The organism is Chelatococcus sambhunathii, assembly GCF_001418005.1.
GTDB lineage: Bacteria > Pseudomonadota > Alphaproteobacteria > Rhizobiales > Beijerinckiaceae > Chelatococcus_A > Chelatococcus_A sambhunathii.
Genome location: NZ_LIOL01000005.1, coordinates 231,448 through 247,335, shown reverse-complemented (window position 1 = coordinate 247,335; position 15,888 = coordinate 231,448). Strand labels below are relative to the sequence as shown.

Below are 15,888 nucleotides of genomic sequence, written 5' to 3'. Positions count from 1 at the left end.
TGAACAGACCTGCCGAGGACGAAACGCAGATGGCCAAGGATACAATGGGCTCCTTCAACTGGGCCGATCCCTTCCTGCTCGACGACCAGCTGACTGACGACGAGCGGATGATCCGCGACACGGCCCGTGCCTATGCACAGGAGAAGCTGCAGCCGCGCGTGCTTGAGGCCTATGCCCACGAGAAGACGGACCGGGCCATCTTCAACGAGATGGGGGAGCTCGGCCTCCTCGGCGTCACCATCCCGGAGGAATTCGGCGGCGCGGGCGCGAGCTACGTGGCCTACGGCCTCGTGGCGCGCGAGGTGGAGCGCGTCGATTCCGGCTACCGCTCGATGATGAGCGTGCAGTCGTCGCTCGTCATGCATCCGATCAACGCCTACGGCAGCGAGGAGCAGAAGCGCAAGTATCTGCCGAAGCTCGCTTCGGGCGAATGGGTCGGCTGCTTCGGCCTCACGGAGCCCGACGCAGGCTCCGACCCCGGCGGCATGAAGACGCGTGCCGAGAAGATCGATGGCGGCTACCGCCTCATCGGCTCGAAGATGTGGATCTCCAACTCGCCCATCGCCGACGTCTTCGTGGTCTGGGCGAAGTCCGCCGCCCATGACAACAAGATCCGCGGCTTCGTGCTCGACAAGGGCCTCAAGGGCCTCTCGGCGCCGAAGATCGGCGGCAAGCTCTCGCTGCGCGCCTCCATCACCGGCGAGATCGTCATGGACAATGTCGAGGTCGGCGAAGAGGCGCTGCTGCCGAACGTCTCGGGCCTCGCCGGGCCCTTCGGCTGCCTCAACCGCGCGCGTTACGGCATCTCCTGGGGCGCCATGGGCGCGGCGGAGGACTGCTGGCACCGCGCCCGGCAGTACACGCTCGACCGCAAGCAGTTCGGCCGGCCGCTCGCCGCCACGCAGCTCATCCAGAAGAAGCTCGCCGACATGCAGACGGAGATCGCGCTCGGCCTGCAGGGGTCCCTGCGCGTCGGCCGCCTCTTCGACGAGGGCCGGATGGCGCCGGAGATGATCTCCATCGTCAAGCGCAACAACTGCGGCAAGGCGCTCGACATCGCCCGCATGGCGCGCGACATGCACGGCGGCAACGGCATCCAGGAAGAATACCACGTGATGCGCCACGCCCAGAACCTCGAGACGGTCAACACCTACGAGGGCACCCACGACGTGCACGCCCTCATCCTCGGCCGGGCGCAGACGGGCATCCAGGCGTTCTTCTAAGGTGGACGCCGAGCGGCAGAGGATCCCTACCCGTCTCGGTCCTGCGGGCTGATCCACCCTCCCCCGAAGGGGATCGAAGCGCGAGCGAATGGAGCTGGCCGTGGGCGGGGATGACGAGGCGGTGACCGGGAACGTTGATCCCTCCCCTCAAGGGGAGGGATCAGTGCCGCGCGCCCCCGAGAGCCGCGACGCCAGAGAAGGGTCCGACACATGACCATCCTCCCCCTTCAGGGCCTCAAGGTTCTGGAACTCGCCCGCATCCTCGCCGGGCCGTGGATCGGCCAGCAGCTCGCCGACCTCGGCGCCGATGTCGTCAAGGTCGAGCGGCCGGGCAGCGGCGACGACACGCGCGGCTGGGGGCCGCCCTTCGTGCCGGCGGCCGACGGCGGCGACCTGTCGGCGGCCTATTTCCACGCCTGCAACCGCGGCAAACGCTCCATCGCCGTCGATTTCGAGACGGAGGAGGGGCGCGGCATCGTGCGGCGCCTCGCCGCCGAGGCCGACGTCCTCATCGAGAACTTCAAGGTCGGAGGCCTCAGGAAGTACGGGCTCGACCACGAGAGCCTCAAGGCCGTCAACCCGCGCCTCATCTATTGCTCCGTCACCGGCTTCGGCCAGGACGGGCCGTACCGCGAGCGGGCCGGCTACGACTTCATGATCCAGGGCATGGGCGGGATCATGGACCTGACCGGCGCGCCCGACGGCGAGCCGCAGAAGATCGGCGTCGCCTTCGCCGATATCTTCACCGGCCTCTATTCCACCATCGGCATCCTCGCCGCCTTGCGCCGGCGCGACACGACCGGCGAGGGCGGCCATGTCGACATGGCGCTGCTCGACGTGCAGGTGGGCGTGCTCGCCAACCAGGCGATGAACTACCTCGTCTCGGGCAAGGCGCCGCGCCGGCTCGGCAATGCCCATCCCAACATCGTGCCCTACCAGGTCTTCGAGGTGGCGGACGGACACGTCATCGTCGCCGTCGGCAATGACGGGCAGTTCCGCCGCTTCTGCAACGTCATCGGCATGCCGGCGCTCGGCGAGCAGAGTGAATATGCCACCAACAAGGCGCGGGTCGAGAACCGCGGCGCCCTCGTCGCAATCCTCTCTGGCGCGCTGAGGCGCCTCAAGCGCGACGAGTTGCTTTCCCGCCTCGAAGCCGAAGGCGTGCCAGCCGGGCCGATCAACTCGGTGGCGGACGTCTTCGCCGACCCGCAGGTGATCGCCCGCGGCATGCGGGTGGACCTCCCCTGCCCCGAGGCCGAGGGCGGCACGATCCCGACCGTGCGCTCGCCCATCGTCATCGACGGGGCGCCGATGGTCGCCGGGCGGCCCTCGCCGCGGCTCGGCGCCGATACCGACGACGTGCTAAACGATCCGGCCTGGGGCGCAGAAGCGCCCCGCCAGCAACAGGGATGAAGCCATGAACGCGCGCACCGGCGGGCAGATCCTCGTCGACCAGCTTCTCGTCCACGGTGTCCGTCACGTCTTCTGCGTGCCGGGCGAAAGCTATCTTGCCGTGCTCGACGCGCTGCACGATGCGTCGATCGACATCACCGTCTGCCGGCAGGAGGGCGGGGCGGCCATGATGGCCGAGGCCCACGGCAAGCTCACCGGCCGGCCCGGCATCTGCTTCGTCACGCGCGGGCCAGGCGTCACCAACGCCTCGCCGGGCATCCACATCGCCAAGCAGGATTCGACGCCGCTCATCGTCTTCGTCGGCCAGATCGAGCGCGGCATGCGCGAACGCGAAGCCTTCCAGGAGCTCGACTATCGCGCCGTCTTCGGCAGCATGGCGAAGTGGGTGACCGAGATCGATGATGCCGCACGCATTCCGGAGATCGTCGCGCGCGCCTTCCGCGTCGCCACCGCCGGCCGGCCTGGCCCGGTCGTCATCGCGCTGCCGGAGGACATGCTGGTCGAGACGGCCGCGGTCGCCGATGCCCTGCCCTACGAGCCGGTCGAGACGCATCCCGCCCTCGCCCAGATGGCGGAGCTGCAGAAGCTCCTGTGGGCGGCGAAGGCGCCGCTCGCCATCCTCGGCGGCACGCGCTGGAGCGAGAAGGCGGTGGAGCGCTTCGTGCGCTTCGCCGAGCGCTTCGACCTGCCTGTCGCCGTCTCCTTCCGCCGGCAGATGCTGTTTCCCGCCGACCACCCGAACTACATCGGCGACATCGGCTTCGGCGCCAACCCGGCGCTCGTCGCCCGGATCAAGGCGGCCGACACCGTGCTCCTCGTCGGCGGACGGCTGTCGGAGGTGCCGAGCCAGAGCTACTCGCTCTTCGGCATCCCCGAGCCGGGCTGCACGCTCGTCCATGTGCACCCGGATTCCGGCGAGCTCGGCCGTGTCTATCGCCCGGCGCTCGCCATCAACGCCTCGCCCTCGGCCTTCTCGGCCGCGCTCGAAGGCCTGCAGCCGCCTAAGGCGATCGGCTGGGGCGGCAACCGTGAGGAGGCCCGCGCGGCCTATCTCGCCTGGAGCGATCCGGCGCCCGTGCGCACGCCCGGCACCCTGCAGATGGGCGAAGTGATGGCCTACCTCGAGGAGAAGCTGCCGGCTGACGCCATCATGTGCAACGGCGCCGGCAACTACGCCATCTGGCTGCATCGCTTCCACCGCTTCCGGCGCTTCGGCACGCAGCTCGCGCCCACCTCCGGCTCCATGGGCTATGGCGTGCCGGCGGCGGTCGGCGCCAAGCGGCTCCATCCGGAGCGCACCGTCGTCGCCTTCGCCGGCGACGGCTGCTTCCTGATGAACGGACAGGAATTCGCCACGGCCGTGCAATACGACCTTCCCATCGTGGTCATCGTCGTCGACAACGGCATCTACGGCACGATCCGCATGCACCAGGAGCGGGAATATCCCGGCCGCGTCTCGGGGACGATGCTGAAGAACCCGGATTTCGCGGCCTACGCCCGCGCCTTCGGCGGCCACGGCGAGCGCGTGGAGCGCACGGAAGAGTTCGCCCCCGCCTTCGAGCGGGCGCTCGCCTCCGGCAAGCCGGCGATCATCCACTGCCTCATCGACCCCGAGGTCATCACCCCGGCGACGACGCTCTCCGCCATCCGCGAGAAGGCGCTCAAGGCGAAGCAGTGATCAGGCGTTGAGGCGGTCGTTCAGATCGTCCCATGCCGGGTTCATCGCCTCGACGAGCGACAGCTTCCACGCCCGGCGCCAGCGCTTGAGCGAGGTTTCGCGCTGGCGCGCCTCGGCGATCGATCGGTAATGTTCATACCAGACGAGCCGGTCGACGCCGTAGCGCCGGGTGAAGCCTGGCACGGTCTTCTGTTTGTGTTCGAAGATGCGGCGGGCGAGGTTGTTGGTGAGGCCGACGTAGAGCGTGCCGTTGCGGCCGCTCGCGAGAATATAGACGGTGTAATTGTCCATGGCGAAATTCGGAGCTGCGCAATTATTTGCGCTGGACCCCGGATCGCATTCCGCTTCGCTGCATGCGTCCGGGGAACGAGCGCGCGAATATGCGCTGATCGTGCACCAGAACGTATGCAGTGCTCAACGGCAAAACACGCAAGAACAACATCGTGCCCCGGATGCTGTGCAGCGCGTAGCGGTGCACTGCTGATCCGGGGCCCAACCGTACAGAGGCGTTACGCCGCCTTCGCCTGTTCCAGGCGCTTGGCGACGAGCCCGCGCAGGGCCCGCAGGTCCTTGACGAAGAGGCGGATGCCCTCGGAGAGCTTTTCGGTGGCCATGGCGTCCTCGTTGAGGAGGAAGCGGAAGGTCTTCTCGTCCACGCTCATCTTCGCAGGGGCCTCGCTGGCCTTGGCGGGGTCGAGCCGGCGCGGCAGCGGACCCTCGTCGGCGGCGAGCTGGTCCATGAGGGCGGGGCCGATGGTCAGCCGGTCGCAGCCGGCGAGCGCCTCGATCTCGCCCGTGTTGCGGAAGGAAGCGCCCATGACAACGGTCTTGATGCCGTGGGCCTTGTAATAGGCGTAGATGGCGCGCACGGACTGGACACCGGGATCGGTCTCCGCCGTGTAGGGGCCGCCGCCGGCCTTGACGTGCCAGTCGAGGATGCGACCGACGAAGGGCGAGATGAGAAAGACGCCGGCATCGGCGCAGGCGGCCGCCTGCACGAGCGAGAACAGCAGCGTCAGGTTGCAGTCGATCCCCTCGCGTTGCAGCTCCTCCGCAGCGCGGATGCCCTCCCAGGTCGCGGCGACCTTGATGAGGATGCGGTCGCGCGAAACCCCGCGCGCCTCATAGGCGGCGATGAGCGCCCGCGCCTTGGCAATCGAACCCTCCGTATCGAAGGACAGGTCCGCGTCCACCTCCGTGGAGACGCGGCCGGGCACGATCTTCGTCAGCTCCGTGCCGAAGGAAACCGCAAGCCGGTCGCAGATCGCAGCGGTCACGGCCTCCGCGGAGCCGGCCTGCTTGCGGCCCCAGTCGATGGCTTCATCGAGCAGGTGGACATAGGCCGGAGTCTCGACGGCCTTGAGCAGCAGCGTCGGGTTCGTCGTGCAGTCCTGCGGCTTGAGGCGTCGCACGGCCTCGATGTCGCCCGTGTCGGCGACGACGACCGTCATCGCGCGCAGCTGATCGAGCTTGGAGGGCATCGGTCTTCTCCCGTCAGTTTGTCACTGCGGTTGGATCACAGATACCCATGGGCCTTCAAGACCTCAGGCAGCCACGTCGTCGTCGCAGGCACGAAGGTGATGAGGGCGAGAACGAGGAAGAGCGGGATCAGGAAGGGCGCCACCGCCTTCACGCAGTCCTCGAAGGAGATGCTGGCGACGCGCGAGAGCACGTAGAGCACCATGCCGACCGGCGGCGTCAGCAGGCCGATCATCAGGTTGAGCACCATGATAATGCCGAAGTGCACGGGGTCGATGCCGAGCGTCAGCGCCACCGGCAGCAGCACGGGCGTCAGAATGGTGATGGCCGCGATCGTCTCCATGAAGCAGCCGACGACAAGCAGGAAGACGTTGACCAGCAGCAGGAAGGTGACGGGATCGCTGGCGACGGCGAGGATCCAGGCGCCGAGCGCCTCGGTGGTGCGCGTCGTGGTCAGAACCCAGCCGAAGATGGAGGCGCCGGCGACAATGAAGAGGACGACCGCCGTCGTCTCGATGGTGTCCATCGTCACGCGCACGAACTGACGTAGCGACAGGACGGAATATTTTGCCGGCCGGCCGAAGGCGGCCATGGCAAGGTTGAGGACGCGGTGGATGACGACCGAGAGCAGCAGGGCGTAGGCACAGGCGAAGACAGCCGCTTCCGTCGGCGTGAAGATGCCGAAGCTCATGCCACCGATGATGATGGCCGGTGTCAGCAGCGGCAGGAAGGCGTCAACGAAGGTGACGCCGAGGCGCTTCACGGAAAAGCGGGCATCGGCGCCGATCTTCTTGCGATGGGCGTATATGGCCACCGTCGCCGAGAGAAAGAGCGCCATTAGCAGGCCGGGCAGGATGCCCGCGACGAAGAGCGCGTTGATCGAGGCATTGGCCACGACGCCGTAGATGACGAGCGGCAGCGACGGCGGAATGATGGGTCCGATGGTCGAGGAGGCGGCGGTGATGCCGACAGCGAGCTTGGCATCGTAACCATGGTCGCGCATCGCCTTGATCTCGATGGTGCCGAGGCCGCCGGCGTCCGCCACCGCGGTACCCGACATGCCGGCGAAGATGACCGAGCCCGCCACATTCACGTGGCCGAGGCCGCCCTTCAGCCAGCCGACGGCTGCCGTGGCGAAATCGAAGATCTGCTTGGTGATGCCGGCCGAGTTCATCAGGTTGCCGGCCATGATGAAGAAGGGCACGGCGAGCAGCGGGAAGGAATCGACGCCGTTGACCATGCGGTGGATGACCGTGATCTCGGGCGCGATGCCGGAGAGGAAGATATAGAGCAAAGACGAACCGGCCAGCGCCACGGCGATCGGCACGCCGAGGACGATCATGGCGAAGAGCGCGACGAACATGAGGGCGATCAACATACGCGCTGGCCTCCAGTGGCGGGGGTCACGGCCGGGTCATCGGTTGAAGGGGGGCGGCAGGTCAGTCGAGGACGGCGCCCGAGGTCTCGTCCTCGAGCTGTCCCCTCAGTCGCTGGACGAAGCGGATGGCGGCATGGACGGTCATGGCGGCAAGGCCGGCGGACACGACCCAGTAGATGACCGATTTCGGGATATCGACCGAGACCATGTAACCGGGCGCACGGGCGCCGAGCTCATAGCCATACCAGGCCATGGCACCGCAGAAGAGAGTGACGAGACCGTCGATGAGGACGAGCGTCCAGTGCCGTACCGCTTTCGGCGCGAGCGTGATGACGGCCTCGACAGCGATGTGCGAGCCCTTGCGCATGGCCGTCACCGAGCCGATGAAGGTGACGGCGATGAGCAGGTAGCGGGCGATCTCCTCGGTCCAGCCATAGGAATCATTGAGGACGTAGCGCGTCCAGAACTGCAGCAGGACGACGGCGAAGAGCGCCCAGTAGATCAGGAAGACGATGCCGTCCTGCGGGCGCAGGTCGTCGAGCGGCACGCGGCTTTCCTGCTCGCGCCACTGCTCGAACATGGCCTCGGTCGTGTCGACCTCCGGACTGTCCTTGTCGTTCGATTGCGTCACGCGTCGCCCCCGCATCCGGCGTTCGGGAAGCCCGGCGCCGCGCGCCGGGCCGTGCCAAGCCGGGGCGCAGCGAGCGCCCCGGCGCAGTCTCGTCAGTTCGAGGCCGCGAGGCCCTGCAGCTTGTCGTAGGTGGCCTTGTCCCAGGTCGCGTCAGGCCCATTGTGCAGCTTGACGGTCGCCTCGCGGAAGGGTGTGCGATCCACCTCGACCACGTTCTTGCCCTGTTCCTTGAACCACCCGACGAGCTCCTTCTCGGCCTTGACGATATCGTCCGTGCATTTGTCCGCCGCTTCCTTGAGGATCGCGACGAGCGTCTGGCGCTCCTCGTCGTTCAGGCGCTGCATGGTGCCGCTCGAGACGATGGTGAGCAGGGCATCGGTGATGTGGCCGGTGAGGATGATGTTCTTCTGGACCTCGTAGAACTTCTTGGCCTGGATGGTCGGCAGGGGGTTCTCCTGCGCATCGGCCACGCCCTGGGAGAGGGCGAGATAGACCTCGGCGAAGGCGATCGGCGTCGGGTTGGCGCCGACGGCGCGTGGGAACATGGTATAGAGCGGCGCGTCGGGCACGCGGATCTTGAGACCCTTCATGTCCTCCGGCTTGGTGATGTCCTTGTTCGCCGTGACATGGCGCTCGCCGTAATAGGTGAGGGTGACGACGTCGTGGCCGGTGCGCTTCTTGTAGCCCTCGCCCAGCTCCTTGAAGAGGTCGGAATTGCGGAAGGCTTTCCAGTGCGCAAAGTCGCGGAACATGTAGGGCGCGCCGCCGATGGCAAGCGGGCCATAGGCACGGCCGGCGAAGAGCTGGCCCGTATAGATGATGTCGACGGTACCGAGCGATAGGCCCTCGTTGATATCGGATTCCTTGCCCAGCGAAGAGGCCGGGAACACCTCGACGGCATATTTGCCGTTGGTGCGCTTCTTGAATTCCTCCCCGGCCCACAGGGCCCACTTGTGATAGGGCTCGCTCGCCTCGTAGACGTGGGCCCACTTGAGGGTCGTCTGGGCGGCGGCGGGGCCGGCGAGGCCGAAGGATGCGGCAAGGGCGAGCGCGCCGAGGGCGGCGCGGCGGGTCAGATCCATCATTGTCTCCTCCAGAATGCGATCCGCCGGTCTGCGCCGGCTTTCAGCTGAGCGATTTAAAGGCTCTCTGAATCGTTTAAATCGGTGTGAAGCGAAAATGCAAGCTGCTTCACACGGCATGCACAAGGGCCCCGCAACGCTCAGGCGGCGCCCGCCTCGACCTCGTCCTGCGGCATCAGGACGGCCCGCGCCGCCTTGGCCTCGCGCACGAGGAAATCGACCGTCGCCCGGACGCGCGCGACGTCGCGCAGATCGGCGTGGACGATCAGCCAGAAGGAGCGCACCAGCTCGACCTCGCGCCGCAGCACGGGGACGAGGCGCGGATCGCCCGCGGCCATGAAATCGGGCAGCACGCAGAGGCCGGCGCCGGCGATGGTCGCATGCATCTGCGCGATGAGGTTCGAGCTCTGCAGGCGCGGCCTGAGGCCCTTGGCGATGTCGTCGAGATAGTCGAGCTCGGGCGTGAAGATGAGGTCGTCGATATAGCCGATGAGCTGGTGCTCGAAGAGATCCTGCGGCGCGATGATGGCCGGGTGGGCGGCGAGATAGGCTGGCGCCGCGTAGAGGCCGAGGCGATAGTCGGCCAGCTTGCGGGCGACGATCTTGCCCTCCTTCGGCGGGTTGAGGGAGATGGCGATGTCCGCCTCACGCTTGGAGAGCGAGAGCAGCCGCGGCATGGCAACCAGCTGGATCTCCAGCTCCGGGTAGCGCTCGGCAAGCCGGCCGATGCGCGGCGCGAGGAAGAAGGTGCCGAAGCCGTCGGGAGCGCCGATGCGCACGGTGCCGGACAGGGCAAGATCCGCCCCGCCGATCTCGCTCTGCGCCGCGAGCGCCTCGCTCTCGATGGTCTCCGCCTTGGCCAGCAGGCGCTCGCCATGCTCGGTGAGGGCATAGCCCTGTGGCCGGCGCTCGAAGAGCTTGGCCTTCAGCGCATCCTCCAGTGCCGTGATGCGGCGCGACACCGTCGCATGGTCGGCCCCGAGCCGCCGCGCCGCCACTGTGAGGCGACCTGCGCGGGCCACGGCGAGGAAGAAGCGAAGGTCGTCCCAGTCGAAGCGATTCATGCCCAGCTTGCCTCCCGTTTTGGTATCTTTGCACGCACCGGATTTGAAATGTCCTATAGTCGTGCGCGAATGACAATGGTAGTGCGGAAGGACCGACGGAACGTCATCGGCACGTTGGCTTTCGCCGATTTCGCTCCCACTATCGAAGACAAGGGCCGGCGCCGGCCGATGCGAGGGAGCGCTCCGGCGCCCCGTCCCGCAAGGCATCGCGCCCAGCGCCGGCACAGCAGAACAGAACCGGCAGAGCATCGGAGAACGCAAGATGCGCACGATCGGACATTTCATCGGGGGGCGCGAGGTCGAAGGGCAATCGGGACGTTTCGGCGACGTCTTCACGCCCATGACGGGTGAGGTCGGCGCCAAGGTCGCCCTCGCCTCGGCGGCCGAGGTCCGGGCCGCCGTCGAGAATGCCAAGGCCGCCCAGCCGGCCTGGGGCGCGACGAACCCGCAGCGCCGCGCGCGCGTGATGATGAAGTTCCTCGAACTCGTCCAGCGCGACTACGACAGCCTCGCCGAGTTGCTCGCCCAAGAGCACGGCAAGACCATTCCCGACGCCAAGGGCGACATCCAGCGCGGGCTCGAGGTGGTCGAGTTCGCCTGCGGCGTGCCGCATCTGATGAAGGGCGAGTATACCGAGGGCGCCGGCACCAACATCGACGTCTATTCCATGCGTCAGCCGCTCGGGGTGGTGGCCGGCATCACGCCGTTCAACTTTCCGGCCATGATCCCGATGTGGAAGTTCGCGCCAGCCATCGCCTGCGGCAACGCCTTCATCCTGAAGCCGTCGGAGCGCGACCCGGGCGTGCCGATGCGCCTTGCCGAATTGATGATCGAGGCCGGGCTGCCGGCAGGCATCCTCAATGTCGTCAACGGCGACAAGGAGGCGGTCGACGCGATCCTGGACGATCCCGACATCATGGCGGTCGGCTTCGTCGGCTCGTCCTCGATCGCTCAGTACATCTATTCGCGCGGCTCGGCCAACGGCAAGCGCGTGCAGTGCTTCGGTGGCGCGAAGAACCACATGATCATCATGCCCGACGCCGACATGGACCAGGCGGTCGATGCACTCATCGGCGCCGGCTACGGCTCGGCCGGCGAGCGCTGCATGGCGATCTCGGTCGCCGTCCCCGTCGGTCAGGCGACGGCGGATCGGCTGGTCGAGAAGCTCATCCCGCGGGTCGAGAGCCTCAAAATCGGTCCCTCGACCGACCCGAGCGCCGACTACGGCCCGCTCGTCACGCGGGCCCATCTCGACAAGGTGAAGGCCTATGTCGAGCTTGGCGTCGCGGAGGGGGCGAAGCTCGTCGTCGATGGCCGCAACTTCACGCTGCAGGGCTACGAGAACGGCTTCTACATGGGCGGCTGCCTGTTCGACCACGTGACGCCGGACATGCGCATCTACAAGGAGGAGATCTTCGGCCCGGTCCTGTCCATCGTGCGCGCCCACAACTACGAGGAGGCGCTCAAGCTGCCGTCCGAGCACGAATACGGCAACGGCGTCGCCATCTTCACCCGCGACGGCGATGCGGCACGGGATTTCGCCGCCAAGGTCAACGTCGGCATGGTCGGCGTCAACGTGCCCATCCCGGTGCCGATCGCCTATTACACCTTCGGCGGCTGGAAGCGCTCGGGCTTCGGCGACCTCAACCAGCACGGGCCGGATTCGATCCGTTTCTACACCAAGACGAAGACCGTGACCTCGCGCTGGCCCTCCGGCGTCAAGGAGGGGGCGGAGTTCGTCATCCCGACGATGAACTGATGCGGCGGCCGGCGGCATGACCTGCCGGCGGTCACATGCTATCATTTTTGATAGCATTGGAGTCACAGATGGGACAGGTGCTCATCCGCAACCTCGACGACGAGGTGATCGAGGGATTGAAGGTCAAGGCTCGCCTGGCGGGTGTCTCCTTCGAGACCTTCATGCGTGATCTCCTCAAGACGATCGCGCCCCTGTCCGCCGACGAGAAGATCGCGCTCATCGAGGAATTCCGGCGCCAGCACGGGCCGCTCGGGATGAGGACGCCTCCCGAGGATCTCATCCGCGAGGAGCGCGAGCGGCGATGATCGTGGTCGATGCGAGCGCGGCGATCCGATGGTTCATGCCGGCCGATCCCGGCGGCGAGGTATACGGATTGCCTCGGACGGCGGCAGCCCTCGTCGCGCCCGATCTCTTCATCGCCGAAATTCGCAGTGCGGCTCTCCGCTATGTCCGCAAGAAGGAGCTTACGCGCGATGCCGCGATGGCGATGGTGGAAACGATCGACCGTCTGATGGCGGGATACGTGCCGCTACAGGAGCTGCGCGAAGGGGCGTGGGCGATGGCTCTGACCTATGATCATTCGCCCTACGGCTGCTTCTATATCGAGCTCGCCCGCAGCATGGGCTCCTGTCTCATCACGACGGACGGCCATCTCATCCGCAAATTCGCAGGCTCACCGCTGGCGGGCCATATCGTAGACCTCGCCGACTGGCGCCCCGAGCAACGGCCATGACCCAGTTCACCCTCAACGACGACCAGATCGCCATCCGCGACATGGCGCGCGACTTCGCCGCGCGTGAGCTTGCTCCCCATGCCGTGCGCTGGGACGAGGAGAAGCACTTTCCCGTCGACGTTCTCCGGGAGGCCGGCGGGCTCGGCATGGGCGGCATCTATGTGCGCGAGGATGTCGGCGGCTCCGGCATGACGCGGCTCGACGCCGCGCTCATCTTCGAGGCGCTGGCCACCGGCTGCCCCTCGGTCGCGGCCTATATCTCAATCCACAACATGGCGACCTGGATGATCGATCGCTTCGGCGGCGACGAGCAGCGCCGGCGCTTCATCCCGAAGCTCGCGACGATGGAGCATCTCGCCAGCTATTGCCTGACCGAGCCCGGCGCCGGCTCAGACGCCGCGGCGCTGAAGACGCGCGCCGTGCGCGACGGCGACCATTATGTCATGGACGGCGTCAAGCAGTTCATTTCCGGCGCCGGTACCTCGGACATCTATGTCGTCATGGTACGTACGGGCGAGGCCGGCCCCGGTGGCATCTCCACCTTCGTCGTGGAGAAGGACACGCCGGGCCTCTCCTTCGGTGCCAACGAGAAGAAGATGGGCTGGAACGCGCAGCCGACGCGGCAGGTCATCCTCGAAAACTGCCGGGTGCCAGCGGCGAACCGGCTCGGCGACGAGGGCATCGGCTTCAAGATCGCCATGGCCGGGCTCGACGGCGGGCGGCTCAACATCGGCGCCTGCTCGCTCGGCGGCGCCGGGGCCGCGCTCGACAAGAGCCTCGCCTATATGCGCGAACGCAAGGCCTTCGGCCGCAATCTCTCGGATTTCCAGGCGCTGCAGTTCAGCCTCGCCGACATGGCGACCGAGCTCGAGGCGGCCCGCACCTTCCTGTGGCGCGCGGCGGCAGCACTCGACGCGCACGATCCGGAGGCGACGCGGCTGTGCGCCATGGCCAAGCGCATCGCCACCGACCGCGGCTTCGAGATTGCCAACCAGGCGCTGCAGCTGCATGGCGGCTACGGCTATCTTGCCGACTACGGCATCGAGAAGATCGTGCGCGATCTCCGGGTCCACCAGATCCTCGAGGGCACCAACGAGATCATGCGCCTCATCGTGGCGAGAAGCCTCGTCGGACGCGGCAGCGGCAACTGAGAACAGACCCGCCGAGAGCGCGGGCAGGGAGGAACCCATGACCACCATCGCCTTCATCGGCCTCGGCCACATGGGCGGCCCCATGGCCGCCAATCTCGCCAGGGCCGGCCACAAGGTCCTCGGCTATGACCTCGTCGCATCTTTGCGCGAGGCTGCGGCGGCGGACGGCGTCACCATCACGGCGAGCGCGGCGGAGGCCGTCGCGGCGAGCGAAGCGGTCGTCACCATGCTGCCGGCGGGCAAGCACGTCATCGCCGTGTGGAAGGAGATCCTGCCGGCGGCGAAAGCCAGCACGCTCTTCATCGATTCCTCGACCATCGACGTCGAGAGCGCGCGCCGCGTCCATGCCATGGCACACGAGGCGGGAATGGACGCGATCGATGCTCCGGTGTCCGGCGGCGTCGGCGGGGCGAAGGCCGCAACGCTGACCTTCATGGCCGGCGGCACGGATGGCGCCTTCGCGCGGGCCAGGCCGATCCTCGAGGCCATGGGCAAGCGCATCGTGCATTGCGGCCCGGCCGGCAACGGCCAGGCGGCCAAGATCTGCAACAACATGATCCTCGGCATCTCGATGATCGGGGTGTGCGAGGCCTTTGCCCTCGCCGAGAAGCTCGGCCTGTCACACCAGGCGCTGTTCGACGTTGCCTCCACCTCCTCCGGCCAGTGCTGGTCCCTCACGACCTATTGCCCGGTGCCGGGCCCGGTCCCGGCATCGCCGGCCAACAACGGCTACAGGCCGGGCTTCGCGGCCGACCTCATGCTGAAGGACCTGCGGCTGTCGCAGGATGCGGCGCTGGCGAGCGGCGCGGCAACGCCGCTCGGCGCCGCCGCGGCCCAGCTCTACGCTCTCTATACCGGCGCCGGCCACGGCGGCGAGGACTTTTCCGGCATCATCCACTTCCTGCGCGGACTCGCCGGCGTCGAATCGACGAAAGCATAAGGCCAGTTGGGCCATACGGCCGCATCGCGGCGGCGAGTGTTGCATTCGCCCTACAGCATCACGGCGGCAGGCACGCTAGCGTGCCCGGAATGCGGGCGGCACGGTGCCGCCAGCCGGTTGGTTGAAGCGTAGGCCATGCGTTCGCCCACACCCGCTCTCGATCCGGCGCTCGACGCCGCCATCCTGCTGCGCCGCATCGGCTTTGCGACTCTCCTCGTCGCGGTGCCGATCACGGCACTCGTGGCGCGCCGCGCGGCCGTTGTCCTGGTGCCGATCGGGATCATCCTCATGGTCCTCGCGGCGCTGATGGACGGCGCAAACGGTGGCTTCAACCGCAGCCTCCGGCGCGCCTTCGTATCCCCGGCGGGTCTTGCTGCGCTGCTGCTCATCGGCTGGGCCGCGCTCTCGATCGCTTGGGCGCCGCAGGCGAACACTGCCTTCGACAAGTTGCTCAACGCTCTCGGCGCCGCCGCCATGGCCTTTGCCGGCATCGCCGCCCTGCCAGAGCGCATGCGCGCCTCCAACCTCTATCTCACCGGCATCGGCGCGGCCGCCGCGTCCATCTTCGCCATCCTGGTCGCTCTCGGCCTTCTCGGCCGCGACACGATCGATCCCGGCAGCCTCGAGCGCGGTCTCATCACGCTTGCAATCCTGCTGTGGCCGGCGATCGGCTGGCTCGTCTCGCGCGGGCACGGGCTCGTCGCGCTGGCGCTCGGCGCGGTCGCCGGGCTCGCCGTCGTCATCGGCGGCAGTTTGATCCCACTCCTTGCGCTCGCCGCCGGCGCGACGATGTTCTTGCTGACATCGTGGCGGCCATTCGTCGGCCGGGACGTGCTGCGCGTCGCGATCGCGGCCGTCATCCTCGCTGCCCCGCTCCTGCCCTTTCTGCTGCGCCCCCTCGCCAAGGCGCTGATGGGCACGGCGAGCCCGGCGGTGCAATCGATCCGCGTGTGGGCCGACATCGTGCGCAGCGATCCCCTGCGTCTCATCACCGGCCACGGGCTCGACGCCAGCCTGCGCGGCCGTCTCGTCGGCGTCGTGCCACGCGAGGCGCCGCTCTCACTGCCGTTCGAGATCTGGTATGACCTCGGCATCGTGGGGGCGACGACGCTGGCGGTGCTGCTCTACTTCGCCATCCGCGCTGCCGGCGGCATGACGGCCTCGCTCGTTCCGGCGGCCATCGCCACCTTCACGGTCGCCTTCGTCGTCGCCACGTCAGGCATGGCAACATCGCAGGCCTGGTGGCTGACGCTGATCGGAATCGCCGTCATCGCCTTCCTCGCCATCGAGCGCGGCCAGTTCCGTACGACGCGGCCCAAGGCGCGGCTGTTCGGCCGTCTCGGCAAGCCCTGAACGG

At 67.5% G+C, this 15,888-nt stretch carries 14 protein-coding genes and 1 pseudogene; 9 read left to right on the top strand and 6 right to left on the bottom strand.

The window, feature by feature from the left end:
* The first annotated feature begins 29 nt into the window (after positions 1–29).
* The 3 genes from ASC46_RS12220 (at position 30) to ASC46_RS12210 (ending at position 4,314) form a co-directional block, all read left to right on the top strand.
* Positions 30–1,223: an acyl-CoA dehydrogenase gene (locus ASC46_RS12220; protein WP_055459574.1), complete on the top strand. Its 1,194-nt coding sequence runs from the start codon at positions 30–32 to the stop codon at positions 1,221–1,223.
* 210 nt (positions 1,224–1,433) lie between these two features.
* Positions 1,434–2,636, top strand: a complete 1,203-nt coding sequence (locus ASC46_RS12215; RefSeq protein ID WP_055459573.1) for a CaiB/BaiF CoA transferase family protein — start codon at positions 1,434–1,436, stop codon at positions 2,634–2,636.
* Positions 2,637–2,640: 4 nt separating this feature from the next.
* Positions 2,641–4,314, top strand: coding sequence for a thiamine pyrophosphate-binding protein (locus tag ASC46_RS12210; RefSeq protein WP_055459572.1), 1,674 nt, complete (start codon positions 2,641–2,643; stop codon positions 4,312–4,314).
* Here the strand turns inward: ASC46_RS12210 and ASC46_RS12205 are convergent, their stop codons facing one another.
* The 6 genes from ASC46_RS12205 to ASC46_RS12180 form a co-directional block, all read right to left on the bottom strand.
* Positions 4,315–4,605, bottom strand: coding sequence for a GIY-YIG nuclease family protein (locus tag ASC46_RS12205; protein ID WP_055459571.1), 291 nt, complete (start codon positions 4,603–4,605; stop codon positions 4,315–4,317).
* A 218-nt stretch (positions 4,606–4,823) separates the two neighbouring features.
* Positions 4,824–5,795: a transaldolase gene (gene tal / locus ASC46_RS12200; RefSeq protein WP_055459570.1), complete on the bottom strand. Its 972-nt coding sequence runs from the start codon at positions 5,793–5,795 to the stop codon at positions 4,824–4,826.
* A gap of 35 nt (positions 5,796–5,830) precedes the next feature.
* On the bottom strand, positions 5,831–7,165 hold the full coding sequence (locus ASC46_RS12195; protein WP_425349137.1) for a TRAP transporter large permease: 1,335 nt from the start codon (positions 7,163–7,165) through the stop codon (positions 5,831–5,833).
* Between the two features lie 67 nt (positions 7,166–7,232).
* Entirely contained in the window at positions 7,233–7,802 is a 570-nt protein-coding gene (locus ASC46_RS12190; RefSeq protein ID WP_055459568.1) for a TRAP transporter small permease, read from the bottom strand.
* A gap of 92 nt (positions 7,803–7,894) precedes the next feature.
* Positions 7,895–8,884, bottom strand: a complete 990-nt coding sequence (locus ASC46_RS12185) for a sialic acid TRAP transporter substrate-binding protein SiaP (protein ID WP_055459654.1) — start codon at positions 8,882–8,884, stop codon at positions 7,895–7,897.
* 140 nt (positions 8,885–9,024) lie between these two features.
* On the bottom strand, positions 9,025–9,948 hold the full coding sequence (locus ASC46_RS12180; protein ID WP_055459567.1) for a LysR family transcriptional regulator: 924 nt from the start codon (positions 9,946–9,948) through the stop codon (positions 9,025–9,027).
* Between the two features lie 262 nt (positions 9,949–10,210).
* Here ASC46_RS12180 and ASC46_RS12175 point away from each other — a divergent pair, with 262 nt between their 5' ends.
* The 6 genes and pseudogenes from ASC46_RS12175 (at position 10,211) to ASC46_RS12150 (ending at position 15,884) form a co-directional block, all read left to right on the top strand.
* On the top strand, positions 10,211–11,707 hold the full coding sequence (locus ASC46_RS12175; protein WP_055459566.1) for a CoA-acylating methylmalonate-semialdehyde dehydrogenase: 1,497 nt from the start codon (positions 10,211–10,213) through the stop codon (positions 11,705–11,707).
* A gap of 68 nt (positions 11,708–11,775) precedes the next feature.
* On the top strand, positions 11,776–12,012 hold the full coding sequence (locus tag ASC46_RS12170; RefSeq protein WP_055459565.1) for a FitA-like ribbon-helix-helix domain-containing protein: 237 nt from the start codon (positions 11,776–11,778) through the stop codon (positions 12,010–12,012).
* A complete protein-coding gene (locus tag ASC46_RS12165) occupies positions 12,009–12,440 on the top strand; it encodes a type II toxin-antitoxin system VapC family toxin (RefSeq protein ID WP_055459564.1) in 432 nt (143 codons plus the stop codon). Before ASC46_RS12170 ends, ASC46_RS12165 begins: the two co-directional genes overlap by 4 nt.
* Positions 12,437–13,591: an isobutyryl-CoA dehydrogenase gene (locus tag ASC46_RS12160; protein ID WP_055459563.1), complete on the top strand. Its 1,155-nt coding sequence runs from the start codon at positions 12,437–12,439 to the stop codon at positions 13,589–13,591. Before ASC46_RS12165 ends, ASC46_RS12160 begins: the two co-directional genes overlap by 4 nt.
* Before the next feature lie 4 nt (positions 13,592–13,595).
* Positions 13,596–14,531, top strand: a pseudogene (gene mmsB / locus ASC46_RS12155) (3-hydroxyisobutyrate dehydrogenase); the annotation flags it as partial.
* 135 nt (positions 14,532–14,666) lie between these two features.
* Entirely contained in the window at positions 14,667–15,884 is a 1,218-nt protein-coding gene (locus tag ASC46_RS12150; protein ID WP_055459561.1) for a hypothetical protein, read from the top strand.
* The last annotated feature ends 4 nt before the right edge of the window (positions 15,885–15,888 follow it).

What these genes read in the sequence shown, in the direction of transcription:
- ASC46_RS12220 (WP_055459574.1), top strand. Translation starts at nt 30, where the DNA reads ATGGCCAAGGATACAATGGGCTCCTTCAACTGGGCCGATCCCTTCCTG.
- ASC46_RS12215 (WP_055459573.1), top strand. Translation starts at nt 1,434, where the DNA reads ATGACCATCCTCCCCCTTCAGGGCCTCAAGGTTCTGGAACTCGCCCGC.
- ASC46_RS12210 (WP_055459572.1), top strand. Translation starts at nt 2,641, where the DNA reads ATGAACGCGCGCACCGGCGGGCAGATCCTCGTCGACCAGCTTCTCGTC.
- ASC46_RS12205 (WP_055459571.1), bottom strand. Translation starts at nt 4,605, where the DNA reads ATGGACAATTACACCGTCTATATTCTCGCGAGCGGCCGCAACGGCACG.
- tal (WP_055459570.1), bottom strand. Translation starts at nt 5,795, where the DNA reads ATGCCCTCCAAGCTCGATCAGCTGCGCGCGATGACGGTCGTCGTCGCC.
- ASC46_RS12185 (WP_055459654.1), bottom strand. Translation starts at nt 8,884, where the DNA reads ATGGATCTGACCCGCCGCGCCGCCCTCGGCGCGCTCGCCCTTGCCGCA.
- ASC46_RS12180 (WP_055459567.1), bottom strand. Translation starts at nt 9,948, where the DNA reads ATGAATCGCTTCGACTGGGACGACCTTCGCTTCTTCCTCGCCGTGGCC.
- ASC46_RS12175 (WP_055459566.1), top strand. Translation starts at nt 10,211, where the DNA reads ATGCGCACGATCGGACATTTCATCGGGGGGCGCGAGGTCGAAGGGCAA.
- ASC46_RS12170 (WP_055459565.1), top strand. Translation starts at nt 11,776, where the DNA reads ATGGGACAGGTGCTCATCCGCAACCTCGACGACGAGGTGATCGAGGGA.
- ASC46_RS12165 (WP_055459564.1), top strand. Translation starts at nt 12,009, where the DNA reads ATGATCGTGGTCGATGCGAGCGCGGCGATCCGATGGTTCATGCCGGCC.
- ASC46_RS12160 (WP_055459563.1), top strand. Translation starts at nt 12,437, where the DNA reads ATGACCCAGTTCACCCTCAACGACGACCAGATCGCCATCCGCGACATG.
- ASC46_RS12150 (WP_055459561.1), top strand. Translation starts at nt 14,667, where the DNA reads ATGCGTTCGCCCACACCCGCTCTCGATCCGGCGCTCGACGCCGCCATC.